Genomic DNA, 16,925 nt, shown 5'->3' on the forward strand with positions numbered 1-16,925 from the left:
AAATTTTGCTCACACCTCAACAACAACATTATCTGGGGCGTGTTTTGCGTTTGCGCGAGGGCGATCGCTTTATAGCAATGGATGGAAAAGGGAAATGGTGGCTGGCGCAGCTACAAGGAGAAAAAATTCATTACAACCGTTGATACAGTTCCATGTCCTTTTAGGATGATTGTTTTGGAGTCACCTCTAATATCTTTTGAGAGCGATAAAAACAAACATTAAATTCCATGAAAAAGTTAGCTTGTCCTAACAGGAGGGGTATCTGAGTAGCTTGCGTCCAAGCAAATACCAATCTAACACTCGGAAATTGCCCAACAGTAGCAGACAAAATTAACACTCGTGCTTCAAACTGTGCTAAGTTTCCTGATAATTGAAGCATTGTTGTTTGCTCTTCCCAAACTGCTCCTAATTCAACTCCAACTTGATAGGGAAGAACATTTACCATCGCTCCCGTATCCAAAAGTCCAATAACTTCCTGTGATTTTTCTCTGTAATTCAACGTCAGTGGCAAAAACGGCTTGAAGCTTGCTTCTCCCAAACTGCTATCAGTTGCAATGAAAGAATACCTTGCTGGATTACTCATGGTTTGAGGAAGCTTCAGCATTCAACGCCTCTAACATGATATTTGCAGCTTCCACTGCATCGTAAGGAGACCAAACTGGATAGGATGCACCAGATTTTATCAAGTTAGTTTCTTCATTTGCCAGTTCGGCAGCCAGAAGTTGAATTACCATGAGCTTATCTACGCGATTGAGTTTGCGTAATTGTTCCACTAACTCAGTAGATACCATTGTTGACCTTAATGTTTACTGATTTAATATCAATTTTCAGCATAACCTGTAATAAGTAGCTCAACCAGATTAAACGTAAAATGTCATTGCGAGCGAAACGTAGTGAAGCGTTCGCGCAGCGTGTCCCCTTGGGACTCAGCAATCGCAAGAATCGTATTTTATGTTTTTTAATGTTGACCTACTTATCATTATTTTGCTTCGCTTGTAAGGCTCAAGGTATTCTAAAAGCTCATCAGAATTGCCTTTTCTCCGGGGAAATCAATCTTTTCCTTTTTTGAAGATTGATATCAGGATGAGGTGACACTCGTCTCCCACTACATTAGTTTTTACAACAGGACTGAGAACTCTGCTCAGAAAAAAGCAAGCGCCTTTATTACTTACCTTTATCAAATCCAATGTCACAACTGCAACGAATCGCAATAACCTCCTCCCAACTCCAACAAGAGCAAATTTTGCTCACACCTCAACAACAACATTATCTGGGGCGTGTTTTGCGTTTGCGAGAAGGCGATCGCTTCATAGCAATGGATGGCAAAGGGAAATGGTGGCTGGCGCAGCTACAAGGAGAAAAAGCGCAAATATTAGAACCACTGACAGTAGAAACCGAATTGCCTGTATCAATTACGCTGATAGTCGCTTTGCCTAAAGGAAATGGATTTGATGATGTAGTACGGGCTTGTACTGAGTTGGGAGTCGCAGTTATTGCTCCGGTGGGGAAGCGATCGCACTTTTTAAAAACCTCTGATCACGAGTATCGTATCCGCGTTGGTGATTATAGAGTTCGTTATGAGATTGATGATGAAAGTCAACTCGTGCAACTTTTACAGTGCAAGCATCGGAAAGATGTTTATAGAAAATAATTTGTAAATTTGGGTGGTTAATGAGTGCTTTTTGAATGTCATCTGTTTCTCATTAAACTCTGTAAGCATGAAGCGACTTGAAGTTGTTGCTGATAGTTGACCCCATGAGCTTCATAAATGTGTTTCGTAATGCCACACCAAAAGGATTATCCAATTCACCCATTTTCCCTGCCCGCAAGGATTGCTCAACGATTAACTTCGTGCGAGGAAACCGTTCTGACTCATACTGTTGGAAAGCAGCTGTGGGATTTGCTTGCTCTTTGAGACACTTAGCGACTACAAAAGCATCCTCTAATGCTGTACATGCTCCCTGTCCCATAGTTGGCAGCATTGGATGTGCAGCATCACCTAGCAGTGTAATATTCTGCTTGCTCCAAGATTGAGTCGGGACACGATCATACAAATCTGTTGTCAGAATATTGGCTTCATCCGTCGTTGTAATTAACTCAGGAACCGATGCAAACCAATCTTGAAACATAATTTCAAGCTTTTTTTTACGACCAATTGGGGCATCCGGCTGTTCTGGGGGAGCAGTTGCTGCTGCGTACCAATACATCCGTCCCTTGCCCAGCATCATGAAACCGAAGCCTTTGCCACGCCCTAAAAATTCCTGAATGTAGCCGGGACGATATTCTTTAGGAACGTAATCTGTTAAACCACGCCAAGTCTTAAAATTGCGATAGATGGGTGGTTGATCACCGAGAAGGGCAGCTCGTACCTGTGATCGCAAACCATCAGCCCCAATCAAAGCATCCCCTTCGACTGTTAAGCCAGAACTGAAGTCAGCGCGAACCTTCTCTCCTTCTTGCTCAAATCCAAGGAAAGTTTGTCCTAAAACAAATTTTTCATGTGGTACATTACGCCACAATAGCTGATGTAATTCAGCCCTATGAATGCCAATAACAGGCAACTCAAAGGTATCAACGGGTATATTAACCAATGAGTTGCCGCTTTGGGAATTGAATTGATAGTTTGTTGTGAGATAGCCAACGCACAGCGCCTCCTCCAACAAGCCTAAATTTTTCAAGATGTGTGTCGCATTTGCCCAAAGTGCAATACCAGCCCCTACCTCCCGCAACTCCTTTGTTCGCTCATAGACAACTGGTTCAAAACCAGCTCTATGGAGAGCAAGTGCAGTCGCAGCACCGCCAATTCCACCGCCGATAATGATGATCTTCTTAGTTGTTTGCATTTTTCTTGTGTAATCGACCGACTTGTCAGTTGATTAATTCCTATCAGACTCCAAAATCGAGCAATTGAGCTGGCGGACTAACGTCCGCCAGCTCAATTGCTTTGGGCTTTTGTCTGTGCCTAAAATTCGGCGTAAGGAGCATGAATGAAGCTTGACGAACAAATTTACTTTCCAGTTTCATGAACTGAACTTCAACCTCTCTAAATTTCGCCTGAACTTCACGAGATTCCTCTCTAAGTATTTTAGATTTCGCCCGAATTTCACGAGCTTGCTTTATCAGCGCCGTGCTCTTCATTTGATACGCCTCATTATTAGTAAGTATAAAATTGCCTGGAGCGCTTATCAAAAGTTTAATAGAATTTGATTTTTCTTTGTGCCCTAACTCTAAAGGTTTAACTGTCGAATTATAGATAGTGGTAATGAGTGTTGCTAAAGTTTCAGCTATAGGCTTTTTACTGACCAAAATTTCTTTAACTAATTCTTTTGCTTCATCAAGTGCTAGCCACGGTGAATTAAGTGTAGCCCACAAATCCTCATTTGTATCACGCAACTCTTGCTTTATCTCTTGCAATTCTAACTCCTTGTCGTACAGCAGTTGCTTGAGAGTTTCTACTTGCTCGCACAAAAGCTCTACTCTATCTTCAACTTCTGGTCTTTGACCTGAGTTAAGGTCAAGGGATTCTATAACTTGACTATCTTTATGTTTACTATTTTTTAGTTGAGCACCTGTCTGACCAAATTGACTAATTTTGATGACAATTTTTTCGAGAATTTCTATAGTATTGGATAATACGCTAAGAGCCAGAATGTTGTCATGTTCGGTGTTATCCAGCCCTGACTGTAAATCTTCTAGGAATGTTGACTTGGAATCGCCGTTTAAAGAGTCCATGCACTACGCTCGCAACCTTCTTAAGTTATTCTAGCCACAAAAGTTGTAATCAGAGTCAAGTCTGGAGAGTTATTTTGCAGCTACGAATATCCTTAACCATGAGACGTGAGGCTTCTGGCGGATTAAGCTAAAAGCTCATCAGAATTGCCTTGGGTGTTTTGGCATGCATTGGGATGCTCTCAAATTGAGACATAACAAAACGTTCCATTACAAGGATTACCTTGTGAGAAAATCAGTTTTCTTGCCTTCAAATTCATCACAACCGTCTAGAAGTCTCAGCACTATCTAGTCCACGAAAGAATTGAGTAAGAAAACAACCACGATAAATAAATAAGTCAGGTAGTTAAGTTTATTGCATTGGTTTTTTAGCCTCCTTAAGAGGTTTTGAAATGATTTGTTTGACCCTAGCCGCTTGTTTTATTCGTAAATCTTCAACAATTGCGTGTAAGTCGTAGTTAAAAGACTTAGCGTGTTATTCTCTATATTTCTGAATTTCTTCTAACATTTCATATTTCCACATATTTCATCTCCCATTAGTTCAGACGGTGTGCAAAATACTCAAGGTATTCTAAAAGCTCATCAGAATTGCCTTAGAAATTGTGGCATGTATTGGGATACTCCTAAATACAGATATAATAAAACGTTTTATTACGAGGATTACCTTGTGAAAAAATGAGTTTTCTTTCTTTCAAACTCATCACAACTGTTGATACAGTTCCATAGGTGAGTCCATCAAAGATATTTCTCTCTGACTGGCGACATATCGGTAAGTTTCCTTCCTGATCAAGAAGAATTTTTAACATATCAGCTTCATGTCGTCCGTCTTGAGTGGACGTAAGAGACTTTGCTCGAATAATTCGCGCCGCTGAACTTTCGCTTTCTTCGGGGAAATGAATATTCTCTCTTTTTGAAGTAAGAAATCCATTCGTGTGAACCACAACATTATTCACTTCAACTTCATCTGAATTGAGATTAAATAATTGGTTTCCAGCAAGTTCGAGATTCACATACCTACCGCAATCATCCGCGATAAGAATATTACTCATCGTTGCTCGTTCAGCAGCAGTAATTGCATGATACGCTTCAGTCAGTGAGGTAGAATCTAAAACCTTTCGCAGAAGTATATGCACAGGAATTCCTCCTGTAGGGGCTTGACATTTAAGAATATTGAGACAAACCCCAACACCTGCTGCGTTTAAGCCGATTTTGACAAAACCTGGTTCTCCTAAAGCAACAAAGCGAAAACCATCTTGTCGTGTCACGTCAAAAATGACAGCTAAGTTTTCAAACTCTTCCACCCAGTCCCAATTTTGACCGAGAATACGACTTTGTTTGAAGTAAACAGAGGTACATTCATTAGGTGTACTAGAGCGAAGTATTTCGGTTCGGGACATGAGCATGACGACTTGCCAAAGTTTTCGTCCGGCGTGAGATGCTATCGCCTCTAATTCAATTGCATACGGGTGTGAAAACTCTCGAATCCGCTCAAAAAAAGCTAACGAAGTCGCCTTGAGCGAAGCATCAGTCCATTGGGAAAAAAGTTTTGACCTGTAAAGTTCAAAAGCTTTTTCAATGCGATCGCACAGCTTAGTACCATGTTCTGCTCCGATCTCTTCTGGAGAACCTGTTAAACGAACTAAGGGTAATTTTGCTGTTGGATGTTCTTCAATAAGATTTGGGGGAACAATTTTTAAGCCTTGAGCGGTAAGTAATTCAACAGTTGAATCTTTACTTATATCAGGTTGAGGTGACACAATAATCGTCTCCTAGTGAACTACCTACACCGACCTGAGTACAGGTACGGTGTCGGGCGTGTTTTCAAACTACAACCACAACAAAATGCACGCGATTATAATCATAGCTGTATAATTTGTAGCCAATTTCTCATATGGGTGGCGATGCGACGAAATTGCTTGAGTCGGTTGATAGATCGTTCAACAACGTTGCGTTGACGATAGATTTCACGACTAAACGGAAATGGTGGCTGGCGCAGTTATAGCAACGGACATATTGGTTAGGACATCATATTTTGATCTCAAGGGAACAGGGAACAGAGAAATGTCCTAACAATTGTGGCGACTGCTATACAAGGAGAAAAGGCGCAAATTTTAGAGTCACTCACGGTGGAAACTGAGTTACCCGTATCCATAACACTGATGGTAGCTTTGCCCAAAGCAAATGGATTTGATGATGTGGTAAGGGTTTGCACTGAGTTGGGAGTCGCGGTTATTGCTCCGGTGGGGAAGCGATCGCCATCGCACTTTACTTCATCCCAGTCCCCAAAAACTCGAACCCTGAGCAGTAAGTAATTCAACCGTTAAATTTTTACTTGCATCAGGGTGAGGTGACACAACAGTCGTCTCCCACTACATTAGTTTGTACAACAGGACAGAGTTATTATCTATTTAAGCTTGCTTCTTTAACAGTTATCAGTTATCAGTTACCAGTTATCAAAGAGAAATACGGATTCGTTTCTTTTGTTAACTGCGGCTGGTACTGTTAACTGCGGCTCGTACTGTTTTAAGCACCATCGAAGCCCGCCATCTTAATGTCAGTGTTGTCCCGGCTGTTAACAATATACCAAGCAACAGACCTTTCAGGCTGAGACTTTTACCGCCATCAGTTACCAAAATACTTTCTAGTATCACAGACGGTAATAATATCCCACTCGGAAGCAATAACCTATTAAAAGTTAACTTTCTTTTCGCTAGAGTCGTCAAAAGCGCTAAGCAAAGCCCTAGAGGAATAAAAGTCAGTGCATAGTAAAAAATTTTCTGCTCTTTCGGAAACCATTCCAGAAGATTCAAAGAATAAGAATGTTGTGATTTATCTACATAAACTTGAATAGTCGCTCCAGAATAAGTGATGACTATATGATGGGGATTCGTATCTGCAAAAATATCAGGAATAGTTAATTTTGTATCTGCCCCGTTTGCTCCAGTCATCGGTGTTCGTATTCGCAAGTCTAAGTCGGTTCCTTGTTGTCCTAGTGTAAAATTGCGATGAAGAGAATCACCGGAAAGTGAGATGACGCGTGCAGGTCCAGTCTGAGCGGTATTAGCAGTAGCAACGGTAGTAATTATTGTAAATTGAGAAGTTTCACGTATCCTTTTACTCAAGAAAGTGACAGGTTCTGTTGTTTTTAGCCAATGGTTGGAACTCAAAACAACACCTTTTTCATCTTCAATGTCTGGTAACTGCCCTTGCGATAATAGTTCGGGGAGTTGACCAGTACTATCCTGATAACTTTTTGTATCAGTCAATTGATAGGAAGCTAGCAAAGACTTCCCAAAAATATCACTGTAATTTTTCTGATGAAAAACTTGTGAAACTTCATTTTTAGAAATTGCTCTATCAGCAATATAAACATCTGAGACCTGTCCCTGCCAAGGTCTATCACCTGTTCGTTCATTGCCAATCAAGAGTGGATAATTCAAAGACCAATTGCTCAAATTCGTTGTATTTTGCCAGAGAACTGAGATAAGAAATGATATGATTATGTATCCCAAAAAACATAGTGTTAGTTTTTTAATAGAATTGTTGGATCTACTATTTTCTCTACGCATCAAGGTATAGAGAAAGCTTTGTGAGTTCCATAGAGAAAAGCAGATTAGACCCACAAATCCACCTATGGTATTGTTCAAAATATCGGCAGGAGTAGGTGTTCTTGAAGGCAAAAACACTTGCAGTGCTTCAACTGTAAATGATAAGCCTGCACTCAGAAATATCACTATTATAAATTGACTTGTTGGCTTCATCCTCATTCTCTGTAAGAGACTGGCGAAACCGAAACCTAAAGGCGTAAATAATAAAATATTGTTGACCTGGTCTTTAAAAAAACTACTGTTATCAAAACTGGCAACAAGTGCTGGTAGCGAAAAACTATCTGGAAAGTGAAAATGAAACGGATAAAGTGTAGCTATTAAAACTGAAACAATGCTCAAAATAATCAGTATGACGTCTCCGGAAATTCCCAAGTTCTTAGAGATAGAATTAACATTTTTGCGTCTCTTCATAATGCTCCACGTTTTTTGTCTTTCTAGTAATGGATAATTGAACTGCCGATGACTGGTAGACGCTTAAATAAGAGTCATTAACAAACATGTAAATGAATGCTTTTCTTCATGTTATTTATTTGTCAATTTGGCTGTGTAAAGAGTTGTATTTTTTTTATAAAAACGTCATAAAGATAGGTTTTTGTGAAATACATATAGTAACTACATTAGGAGATCAGGTTTTTCCAGATTTCAATGTATTCCGCACCAATCATCGATTCAGAGCAACCATTTATACTTTAAAAGTTTGCGCAAAGGTGATTTAACCACTTACCTAGCAGTGAACGCGCACTTGACAAAGAAATTGTTATACCCTAAGTTGTAAGAATTTCGCAAAATGAAGCGAAAACGAAAATTCCCAGGAGTTTGCCAAATGCTTAGAACCTTGAAAATGAAATCGATGGCTATACGCTTGCCGATTATTATTGGTGCAGGATTAGTAATGTCTCTAAGTTTGCATGCACCAGTCATATCGAAATCCCCCATACTGGTAGCACAATCATCAGCGAGGGGTCAATCAGATTCACAGCAATTAACAGCTAATCAGCGTTTGTGGAATCGGCAAAATATTTCCAACTATCGGTATACACTTAGCCGGAGTTGCTTCTGCACACCCGAGGCTAGAGGACCAGTCATCATTGAAGTGCGTAACGGTAGAACAACTTCTGTCACTTCCGTCGCTACTGGTCAACCAGTTAATCCAGAATTCTTCCAAAAATACGATACAGTTCCCAGGCTTTTTGATTTAATCAGGGATGCGATCAAAAGGAAAGCAGATAGCTTGGATGTCAAGTATAATTCTACACTCGGCTATCCAACCCAAATTAACATTGATTACAAGAGTCAGATAGCCGATGAAGAAGAATATCTCACAATTGAGAATCTACAACAGATTAACTAATAGTCTTTATTCCGCCTTGCCGCCAGCCTCAAAGATGAGATGTCCTTTGATAGGTAAAATAAAAGCGCTTGCTTTTTGCTGGGCAGAATTCTAAGTTGTGGCTTTAGTGTGTGTAAAGCAATAAATAAGCTGGGTTAAAAAACGAAACCCAGCTGACAAAATATAAATAATTTAATCGTAAGAATGATTCTAAATTCTTTCTTGATCAAGCTAAATTCTTTTTCTTGCGTAGTGCTAGCAATCCAACTACACCAATACCAAGTAATGCCGATGGTTCAAAAACAGAGATTTTTTGTGCTGTAAAGCTACTTTCGTAAGAAATTCTCAAATTTCCATCTGACAAAAAGCCGTAGCTAGCTTCAATTTGTTGCAACCCTCCAATACCAATGGGAACGGAAAAGATGCCGTTGTTATTTTTAGAGACTTCTTGACCCAAGTATTCTACTGTCACATCTGAAAGTGGTTGTCCTTGATAGTATACTTGAACTTCCAGGTTGTCTCCTTCCTGAACTGCAAAGGGATTTTCCAAAGGTATAATTTCCAGCGGCTGGTTGAACGGTTGCGCTAGAGTGTCAGACCAATCATAAAGAGCTTTGGTGTACTTCAGATTATGACTAACATTTTGGTATTGACTAATTTCAGCTTCTGAAATATTGCGAGATTGATTTTCAGATATTCTGGCATAATAGCCATTATCAAAAAATGCCGTTAATGCCGCAATGTTGCCGTCAGGAGTCAGAGAAAGTCCATCTTGTTTCTGGTTGATAGTAAATGGCACTATCTGTCTTTTTGCATCATATGCTGTGGCTTCCTTAAGTTTTGCCGGAGAATAGGGTTGTGGTCCTTCTTCTGGATGACCATACAATAGATTGTATTCTCCGTTTTGATAGTCAAACCAGACAACGTGTGCTGAAGCTGGTTGCAAAATCAATGGTAGAATTGCCCCCGCTAATAGCAATTTTTTCAAATTGCGGATAAGCATCTCAATTTCCTTAATTGAGTTATTACATCATTATTAAACGCAGATTTTTTGATACCGAACAATCCCCCTATCAGGGATATTTTTGTTAATAAAAATTTCTATTTTTCTCTAATGTTTAATTTTTGGTTTTGTCAGAGAATAATCATAAAAAGTATGATATTTTCTAGAATTTATCCATGAAAAAATACAAAATGTATAAGTTGTGGCTTGAGTGTGTTAAAGGCAATAAATAAGCTGGGTTTCGTTTTTCAACCCAGCAGACAAAATATAAATAATTTAGTAAGAACTCAGCACCAATGAGGTCAGAAGTCAGAATTTATAAGGAGTCTATTATTATTGGTCTGTTCATTGGATCAAATGTTCTCCTGATTCTTTAACTATTCTGACTCCTGTTCGCGTAGCGTGCCCGTTCGGCCTCAAGCCGTGCCGCAGGCATAGGGCATATTCTGGCTCCTGAATTCTTACATAATTTAATACTCAAGCTGATAGCTAATAACTACCTAACAAACTGAGGCATAATTTCAGCAGCGGTGAATAATCCGTAAATGCCTCGCTGGTGCAATCCAATACCAGCCTTTAAATAACCAAAGGCTGGTCCACAAACGTTGGCTGCCATACTGGTTTCATCTCCTAATGTGAAGGTATGGGTGGAAATTTTACCTTCAAAGGTGCGACCAGTGATTTTAACGTTGGTGCTAATGGGCTTTTTGGGATTGCGGGTATCAACTATACCACCAACGGTCACGCGATCGCGCCCCACAATTCCAGCTATCTCTAACATCACATCATCAGCGTGTTCCATGTTTTCTAAAGTCAGCACGCCATTGGTTTTATCTAGGAGTGCTTCTACTTCCTGATCCGTCATTGCCCTAGCAGTTTCCACAGTGTAACCCGGCATATGGGCAATATCTTCGCGGATGGTGGCGCGGTAAGCCTCCCAGTTCGCTATTCCTACCCCAAAGGTAATTTCCACTCGATGAACTTCGGCGTAACTTTGAGCAGCTAAAGCTGCTGCTGCTGTTAACAGTCCTGGTGTCGCGCCACATCCTGTCATGTAGGTAATTCCTGCTGCTTGCAGTTCTTCTTTCATCGCCAGCAGTTGTTCCACAGCACTGGTGCGTTTAATTGCATCCACCAGTACCCCGCGCCATCCAGATTTGATAAACTGCCTAGCTACAGAGGCAATAAAATCATTGGGGAGATTGGGTAACGCCAGAAAATATCCGTCTACAGGATAAGATTTTTCTATTAAATCCTCAACACTGTGATTTGTTAAAGTTCCAATGGGTTCTAGATAACCCACCGAACCTTGAGATTGATAAGTTGCAATGCATTCTTGAGCATTTAAACCATCAGCGGCGTAGGCGTAGCCTTGGTTATCTGCTGCTGCTACTAAAAGCATTTCACGTTTTGGGGCGAGTACCTTGGCAGCTGCTTGCCCCAGTCCGCCAAAGCCCAGTACTCCTACGCGCATCGCTTTCGGGAGATGAGTAGAACCTGTCACTTGCTCTGCATTCATGATGAACTTTCTACAATTAGATAACAGCTTATCCTACCGTTTAACAGTTAGCAGTCTTGGTTTGGCTAGTTTCATTCCTGAGAATTGGATGATTCAGAGAATAATGATAAACTTTTTCAACAAATCTCACTGTTTTTACACCTCTTCCTTAGAATAATGCTTGTTTTTAGGCGTTTCCCCACTGAAATGAAAAGTTGAATTTTTAGCTTGACTAAATTGATATGGTTAAGGGAAACTTACAAATAACAGATGTAACAACTAATAAGAGTAATAAGTTTTGTTAAGTTTCTGAGATATATATTTTGAGAGATGGAACATTAGTTAACAAATGGCAAATTTGTAGCTAAGGAAAAATGCTGTTTCAGAGGGCTGCATTTGTAGTCAGTTGCTACAGCAGTACTGTCCAAGCCTAGTATTTTGGTTGGCAAAGAGCATGGAGACATTAGAGTTCGTAATTTATCCAGACGGTAGGGTACAAGAAAAAGTCACTGGCATCATAGGTGCTTCCTGCGCTGAAGTTACAGCAGCTATAGAGGCACAGCTAGGACAGGTACTAACTCACGAGCCAAGCTCAGAATATTTTGCTACCAAGGTGCAGCAATCCAGTGTGGTGAATACGCAAACCACGTTTAGCGATTGGTAAGTTTTCATTCATTGTTTAGTTCATTCATTCACAACCGCCATGTCACACTTTAGCCAGATTAAGACCCAAATCCGTAACGTTGATTCCTTGAAGGATGCACTGAGCGATTTAGGTGTAGATTGGAAGCACGGTCCACGTGAGGTACGTGGTTATCGCGGTCAAACTCATAATGCCGAAGTTACCATTGAGCAGGAAAATGGTTACGATATCGGCTTTAAATGGAATGGCAAAGAATACGAGCTGGTTGCTGACTTACAATATTGGCAGCAAAATTTATCAGTAGAAGGTTTCTTGCGGCAAGTAACACAGCGATACGCATACCATACAGTCGTCAAAGAAACTGCTCGTGTTGGATTTCAAGTTGCTGAGCAACAAAAAAATGAAGATGGTTCCATTCGCTTACTTGTACAGCGCTGGAGTGCGTAATGTCTGATTTTTTGCCGTCGCCGGAACAAAGCGAAGATGAGCGTTCAGGTTTGGAACCAGAATTGGGCGGTTTTTTGCGAGACGCCCCAGAACGCTCTGGTTTTGAGCCGGAATTAGGGGGTGTGTTGCGCCAAAAAGGTGTTTATGTTGACGAGATTACCTGTATTGGCTGCAAACACTGTGCTCATGTTGCCCGTAATACGTTTTATATTGAACCAGATTACGGGCGATCGCGTGTGATACGTCAAGATGGCGATCCAGATGAGGTCATTCAAGAGGCAATTGACACCTGTCCAGTGGATTGCATCCACTGGGTGAATTATACCGAATTGAAAAACTTAGAACAAGAGCGCAAATATCAGGTCATACCTTTAATTGGATACCCAGTGGACGCGGCAGTTGTGGCTACTGAACGGCGACGCAAAAAGCAAAGACTAACCCGTAAAAAACCGCTCAGAGAAATCTAAACAAAGCTACCCAAAGATAGTCAATGCTAGACAAACCCGTTTGTAATCTTAATCCAAAGTCCTAAAACTACAGGGATAAACGGCAATCCCACTATCCCATCCATGAAGTTTGGGATTACTTTACGAGCTATATTCATGCTTCCATTGGTATCAGCATTGATTGTTCTACCAGTGGAAGTTTTGTATAAACCACGCTTAACACGTTTACCACTAAAAACAGGCTTGATGTCAGATTTACTGTTGAAAGTTGGTAGTGTATCACCATCTAAAGCACTTGCTTTACTGGTGTAACTTTCCTCAGTCAAAGTCACTTCGATACCTGCTAATTGTGCCTTATAGGTTAACAAATTAATCAATTTAGCGTGAGGTATCTTGGTAAAATCTTGATTATTCTTCTTACCAATATTGATGTCTTGCTTCCATCTTTGATTGTTGCCAATAACTAACTGACCAATATCATTTAACTGACACCAATCAATAACCCTGCGGGTACTAGTATGCAAGTAGTTATCAATTCGTCTATCACGCTTGCTATTGAGTTCTTTAATCTGTCTCCAAGCTTCGATTGATTGTGCTTTTGCTACTTGTTTATTGAAGAATTGGTTAATACTTTTCAACGGTCTACCATTAATCAAAAGCGGTCTAACACCGGGATGATTGGATGTTATAGCCATTAAATTGTTTAATCCAAGGTCTACACCTGCAACGTATTCACCATTTGACTTAGATGGTTCTGCAACGGTGTAGATAATTTCAATAACATAGTGGTCAAGCTTAGGAACAATCCGTACTTGATCTACGCTGTTAGCATTAGTTGAGAACTCAATATTAGTTTGAGAAAGTTTGACAATTCCTTTAGTCAAAGCAGGTTTTGATATTGCATCTATCGGATAAATGACAACATTTCTGCCACGTTCTTTATGCTTGTATCCAGGCATTCTAGGCATGCCTTGATACTTTTCTGGATGTTTTGACCAATCTTTCAATGCTGCTAACCAACCTTTCCAAGCTTCTGAGACTCTACGAACAATCTGCTTACTAACCTTGGTAGGCAGATACCTATAAGATTCTAGATTCTTGGTCTGATGATAAATGTCAATGGAGTTGTAATACTTCTTGGTTTCAAAGAAATATTGACGTTGAACATAGTTAGCACAATTGTAAAGATGTTTGGACTGCAATGCTAAATAATCACACTCTTTCCAAAACTTATGCTGCCGACTGATAATGTGTTTCTCAACTAATTGCATCGTTCGACCTCCGATGTGCTATGCATAGTAGTATACCAATGCCTAGATGATTTGTGTATGCCATTCCAGAAAAATCATAAATATCGCTGGGAGTCTAATCAGGACAAGACTTTAGATAAAACACCTATCTGCTTTAAAGGGTGGGAGGGACAAAAGGAAAAACTTAAAGCCGTCCCTGACTGGCAAGAACGGCTTAGAGATTTTGTTGACCGATTGATTGTTGAAAACCTACCCAAAAATGACTAGTAATGAGTAGAGATGGGTAGGGATTAAGTTACAGTTCCTTACCCGAAATATTGGTGAAGTAAATTGGGCATATAGAAACCATTTGACAGCTTTTAGATTGCCTTGGAGAGAATATGCGAGTGTTGTTTTCGGTAGTCGGTACACGCGGAGATGTGCAACCAGTGATCGCGTTGGCGTTGGAGGTGCGCGATCGCGGGCACGAGGTGCATCTGTGTGTGCCGCCGAACTTTATCGAGTGGGCGCATAGGCTTGGGTTCGGGTTCACACCAGTGGGGATCGAGATGCGAGCGCCGCGCGGGACTGCGGTGAGCGACACCACAACGACTAAGCCAATGCCCGACCTCATCACCGACCAGTTCGATGCGATCGGTGCGACCGCAAACGGCTGCGACATCATCGTGGGAGCGAACGCGCACCAGTATGCCGCGCGGTCCATTGCCGAGCTTCACGGCATCCCTTACATCAACGCGATCTACGCACCTACGGCGCTGCCGACCGACGACACCATTCGTATTTGGAATGAGCGATCAGGCGATCGCGTCAACGTCAATCGGACGCAGCTTGGGTTATCGCCGATTGACGATGTGCTCGGTCATATTGTTACTGACCAGCCGTGGCTTGCGACCGATCCAACGCTCGCCCCTTCGCCCCTTGTACCGTCCATGTCCATTTTGCAGACCGGCGCGTGGTTTCTTGAGGATTCGACTCCGCTCCCGTCTGATGTCGAAGTGTTCCTCGAAGCTGGCGATCCGCCCGTCTACTTCGGTTTCGGCAGCATGCCGATCGCCGGGGATACGAGCCTTACCCTCATCGAGGCTGCGCGTGCGGTCGGGCGACGAGCGATCGTGTCGCAAGGATGGGCCGACCTCAAGCTGATCGACCAAGCCCCGGATTGCATCGCAATCGGTGATGTCAACCACCAAGCGTTGTTCCCCAGAGTCGCGATGGTCGTGCATCATGGTGGTGCCGGAACGACGCACACCGCCGCACGTGCTGGCGCACCACAGGTACTCGTTCCGATGTTTAGCGATCAGCCGTTTTGGGCGAACCGCGTGCGGGAACTCGGCATCGGCACGTTGATACCGATTGCAGATCTGACCGCCAACCAACTAATATCGGCACTGCACGACGCGAGTGACCCAGCCATCGCAGACCGGGCTGATGCGATCGCCGAACGGATCATCCTCGATGGTGTTAAGGTCGCAGCGCAGCACCTGATTGACCGGGTTAAGTAGAGGCTAGGGCGTGTTTTCAAAAGTTACCACCTGATGTTCAAGGACTCGCGGATCAGTATTATGAGTTTCTCAAGCAAGATCCTCGTTATCTTTCATTGCATTTAAAAAAAGTGGGTCAATTTTGGTCAGTGCGAGTTGGTTTGCACTATCGTGCGTTGGCTGTAGAGCAAGATGGGGATTTTGCTTGGTTTTGGATCGGATCGCACGCAGAATACGACAAATTATTGGGTTAACGGTTTGACACCAGGTAAATATAGCAACCTATTTTAATACGGCGCTGATTTGTTCAGCTAGTTTCAAAGGACGAAAAGGTTTAGCAAATACAGCCGCGACATCCAACTCACTAAAGCTATTTTTATCTGATGATTGCGCCTTTGCTGTTACCAAAATAACAGGGATATGCTTTGTTGTTGGATTCGCTTTGAGTTGTTGCAATGTAGCGCGACCATCCATGTCGGGCATCATCAAATCGAGTAAAATAACATCAGGTCGGTTGATTTGGGCGATCGCTAAAGCTTCTTCACCAGAACTAGCGCACAGTACGTTCCAGTCAGATGCCATTTCTAAACCCATTTGCGCGATCGCTCGCACATCTTCTTCATCATCAACAATCAATACACACTTACTCACAACCGTACTCCGAAGAAGGTAAAATGACATGAAAGGTGCTGCCTTGACCAAGGACGCTTTCAACCCAAATCTTGCCATGATGTTGCTCAACAATTTTTCGGCAAATTGCAAGCCCTAAACCTGTACCTCCTTTTTTACGAGAATCAGACACATCTACCTGCTGAAAACGTTCAAAGATGGTTTGTAGTTTATTTGCTGGGATTCCTCTTCCGCAATCTTGCACCTCAATTTGCACTTCATGCGATCGACGCACACGCAACCAAACAGTACCACCGGGTTCGGAAAACTTAATCGCGTTACTCAAAAGGTTAGTAAGCGTTTGCAATATCCGATCTGGATCTGCTATCAATTCCGCAGCGACAACTTCTGTAAGTAAGGTAATTTGAGCGCGTTCTGCCATTGCTTGCATCGCTGCTACTGCTTGGTCGATTAAGTCTGCAACGTTACACTTGACGGGTTGCATAGGTATTTTACCTGATTTCATCCGCTCTAAGTCAAGGATGTCGTTGATTAGGCGAATCAAGCGTTCGGTGTTGGTAGTAGCGATATTTAGGACTTGTTGACCTTTGGCGGAAAGTGTTCCTAATTGTCCCGTGCCTAAAAGGTCTAACGAACCCATCAAAGAAGTCAGCGGAGTACGCAGTTCGTGACTAACTAAAGAAATGAATTCGTTTTCTAAACGCTTGCGCTCGGTGATATCGTTAATAATATTTAAGATACACTGGACACCAAACAAATCTATCAATTCGGCAGATAGCAAAACAACTCTCACCTCACCGGACTTATACTAAGTTGCGTTCAGAGGTAGTATCCACCAGATGAGGGAAAAAAGTTAAAGA

Annotated in this window: 19 protein-coding genes and 5 pseudogenes; 12 read left to right on the forward strand and 12 right to left on the reverse strand. The window is 41.8% G+C overall.

Going from position 1 to position 16,925, the window contains the following annotated elements:
- Positions 1-2 precede the first annotated feature (2 nt).
- Positions 3-125: pseudogene (locus DP116_RS17185) on the forward strand (RNA methyltransferase PUA domain-containing protein); the annotation flags it as partial.
- A gap of 35 nt (positions 126-160) precedes the next feature.
- On the opposite strand, the gene DP116_RS17190 reads toward DP116_RS17185, so the two are convergent.
- Positions 161-583: a hypothetical protein gene (locus DP116_RS17190; RefSeq protein WP_169156352.1), complete on the reverse strand. Its 423-nt coding sequence runs from the start codon at positions 581-583 to the stop codon at positions 161-163.
- Positions 576-791, reverse strand: a complete 216-nt coding sequence (locus DP116_RS17195) for a hypothetical protein (RefSeq protein ID WP_169156337.1) — start codon at positions 789-791, stop codon at positions 576-578. Before DP116_RS17195 ends, DP116_RS17190 begins: the two co-directional genes overlap by 8 nt.
- A 395-nt stretch (positions 792-1,186) precedes the next feature.
- On the opposite strand from DP116_RS17195, the pseudogene DP116_RS17200 reads away from it, so the two are divergent.
- Positions 1,187-1,504: pseudogene (locus tag DP116_RS17200) on the forward strand (RsmE family RNA methyltransferase); the annotation flags it as partial.
- Complete coding sequence (locus tag DP116_RS29415; protein ID WP_339381476.1) at positions 1,502-1,651, forward strand: type II toxin-antitoxin system RelE family toxin; 150 nt, start codon at positions 1,502-1,504, stop codon at positions 1,649-1,651. The pseudogene DP116_RS17200 and the gene DP116_RS29415, both read left to right, overlap by 3 nt.
- A 52-nt stretch (positions 1,652-1,703) precedes the next feature.
- Here DP116_RS29415 and DP116_RS17205 read toward each other — a convergent pair whose 3' ends face one another.
- From DP116_RS17205 to DP116_RS17220, 4 genes and pseudogenes are all read right to left on the reverse strand, one after another.
- Positions 1,704-2,843: an FAD-dependent oxidoreductase gene (locus DP116_RS17205; protein ID WP_169156339.1), complete on the reverse strand. Its 1,140-nt coding sequence runs from the start codon at positions 2,841-2,843 to the stop codon at positions 1,704-1,706.
- A gap of 43 nt (positions 2,844-2,886) precedes the next feature.
- The gene (locus DP116_RS17210; RefSeq protein WP_169156340.1) at positions 2,887-3,732 is read right to left on the reverse strand and encodes a hypothetical protein; all 846 of its coding nucleotides are present in this window, start codon (positions 3,730-3,732) and stop codon (positions 2,887-2,889) included.
- 620 nt (positions 3,733-4,352) lie between these two features.
- Entirely contained in the window at positions 4,353-5,486 is a 1,134-nt protein-coding gene (locus DP116_RS17215) for a C45 family autoproteolytic acyltransferase/hydrolase (protein ID WP_169156341.1), read from the reverse strand.
- A gap of 69 nt (positions 5,487-5,555) precedes the next feature.
- Positions 5,556-5,722: pseudogene (locus DP116_RS17220) on the reverse strand (transposase); the annotation flags it as partial.
- Between the two features lie 103 nt (positions 5,723-5,825).
- Here DP116_RS17220 and DP116_RS17225 point away from each other — a divergent pair.
- A pseudogene (locus tag DP116_RS17225) lies at positions 5,826-6,024 on the forward strand (16S rRNA (uracil(1498)-N(3))-methyltransferase); the annotation flags it as partial.
- Between the two features lie 188 nt (positions 6,025-6,212).
- On the opposite strand, the gene DP116_RS17230 reads toward DP116_RS17225, so the two are convergent.
- Complete coding sequence (locus DP116_RS17230; protein ID WP_169156342.1) at positions 6,213-7,748, reverse strand: VanZ family protein; 1,536 nt, start codon at positions 7,746-7,748, stop codon at positions 6,213-6,215.
- Positions 7,749-8,160: 412 nt separating this feature from the next.
- Between DP116_RS17230 and DP116_RS17235 the strand changes: the two genes are divergently transcribed.
- A complete protein-coding gene (locus tag DP116_RS17235) occupies positions 8,161-8,688 on the forward strand; it encodes a DUF6174 domain-containing protein (protein WP_246275671.1) in 528 nt (175 codons plus the stop codon).
- Between the two features lie 205 nt (positions 8,689-8,893).
- On the opposite strand, the gene DP116_RS17240 is transcribed toward DP116_RS17235, so the two are convergent.
- Positions 8,894-9,670 carry a DUF4198 domain-containing protein gene (locus DP116_RS17240; RefSeq protein WP_169156343.1) on the reverse strand — a complete coding sequence of 259 codons (777 nt, stop codon included), beginning with the start codon at positions 9,668-9,670 and terminating at the stop codon, positions 8,894-8,896.
- Between the two features lie 496 nt (positions 9,671-10,166).
- Positions 10,167-11,189 (reverse strand): (S)-8-amino-7-oxononanoate synthase BioU, encoded by a 1,023-nt coding sequence (gene bioU, locus DP116_RS17245; protein ID WP_169156344.1) that lies wholly within the window; start codon positions 11,187-11,189, stop codon positions 10,167-10,169.
- Between the two features lie 433 nt (positions 11,190-11,622).
- On the opposite strand from bioU, the gene DP116_RS17250 reads away from it, so the two are divergent.
- From DP116_RS17250 to DP116_RS17260, 3 genes are read left to right on the forward strand one after another with little or no spacing between them, the layout of a single operon-like run.
- Positions 11,623-11,832 (forward strand): DUF2997 domain-containing protein, encoded by a 210-nt coding sequence (locus DP116_RS17250; RefSeq protein ID WP_169156345.1) that lies wholly within the window; start codon positions 11,623-11,625, stop codon positions 11,830-11,832.
- 39 nt (positions 11,833-11,871) lie between these two features.
- Positions 11,872-12,258 (forward strand): DUF1257 domain-containing protein, encoded by a 387-nt coding sequence (locus tag DP116_RS17255; RefSeq protein ID WP_048867388.1) that lies wholly within the window; start codon positions 11,872-11,874, stop codon positions 12,256-12,258.
- A complete protein-coding gene (locus DP116_RS17260; RefSeq protein ID WP_169156346.1) occupies positions 12,258-12,725 on the forward strand; it encodes a ferredoxin in 468 nt (155 codons plus the stop codon). Before DP116_RS17255 ends, DP116_RS17260 begins: the two co-directional genes overlap by 1 nt.
- A 26-nt stretch (positions 12,726-12,751) precedes the next feature.
- Here the strand turns inward: DP116_RS17260 and DP116_RS17265 are convergent, their stop codons facing one another.
- Positions 12,752-13,975: an RNA-guided endonuclease InsQ/TnpB family protein gene (locus tag DP116_RS17265; protein WP_169156347.1), complete on the reverse strand. Its 1,224-nt coding sequence runs from the start codon at positions 13,973-13,975 to the stop codon at positions 12,752-12,754.
- A gap of 57 nt (positions 13,976-14,032) precedes the next feature.
- Here DP116_RS17265 and DP116_RS17270 point away from each other — a divergent pair, with 57 nt between their 5' ends.
- From DP116_RS17270 to DP116_RS17280, 4 genes and pseudogenes are all read left to right on the forward strand, one after another.
- Positions 14,033-14,221, forward strand: coding sequence for a hypothetical protein (locus tag DP116_RS17270; protein ID WP_169156348.1), 189 nt, complete (start codon positions 14,033-14,035; stop codon positions 14,219-14,221).
- An 82-nt stretch (positions 14,222-14,303) separates the two neighbouring features.
- Positions 14,304-14,468 carry a hypothetical protein gene (locus tag DP116_RS29420; protein WP_246275675.1) on the forward strand — a complete coding sequence of 55 codons (165 nt, stop codon included), beginning with the start codon at positions 14,304-14,306 and terminating at the stop codon, positions 14,466-14,468.
- The gene (locus tag DP116_RS17275; RefSeq protein ID WP_246275674.1) at positions 14,398-15,456 is read left to right on the forward strand and encodes a glycosyltransferase; all 1,059 of its coding nucleotides are present in this window, start codon (positions 14,398-14,400) and stop codon (positions 15,454-15,456) included. The genes DP116_RS29420 and DP116_RS17275 overlap by 71 nt, the downstream gene beginning before the upstream one ends.
- Before the next feature lie 11 nt (positions 15,457-15,467).
- Positions 15,468-15,689: pseudogene (locus DP116_RS17280) on the forward strand (ParE family toxin-like protein); the annotation flags it as partial.
- Positions 15,690-15,717: 28 nt separating this feature from the next.
- Here DP116_RS17280 and DP116_RS17285 read toward each other — a convergent pair.
- A complete protein-coding gene (locus DP116_RS17285; RefSeq protein WP_169156350.1) occupies positions 15,718-16,086 on the reverse strand; it encodes a response regulator in 369 nt (122 codons plus the stop codon).
- A complete protein-coding gene (locus DP116_RS17290) occupies positions 16,079-16,846 on the reverse strand; it encodes a sensor histidine kinase (protein WP_211173334.1) in 768 nt (255 codons plus the stop codon). The genes DP116_RS17285 and DP116_RS17290 overlap by 8 nt, the downstream gene beginning before the upstream one ends.
- Positions 16,847-16,925 lie beyond the last annotated feature (79 nt).

The sequence above is a fragment of the Brasilonema bromeliae SPC951 genome, from assembly GCF_012912135.1.
Lineage (GTDB): Bacteria > Cyanobacteriota > Cyanobacteriia > Cyanobacteriales > Nostocaceae > Brasilonema > Brasilonema bromeliae.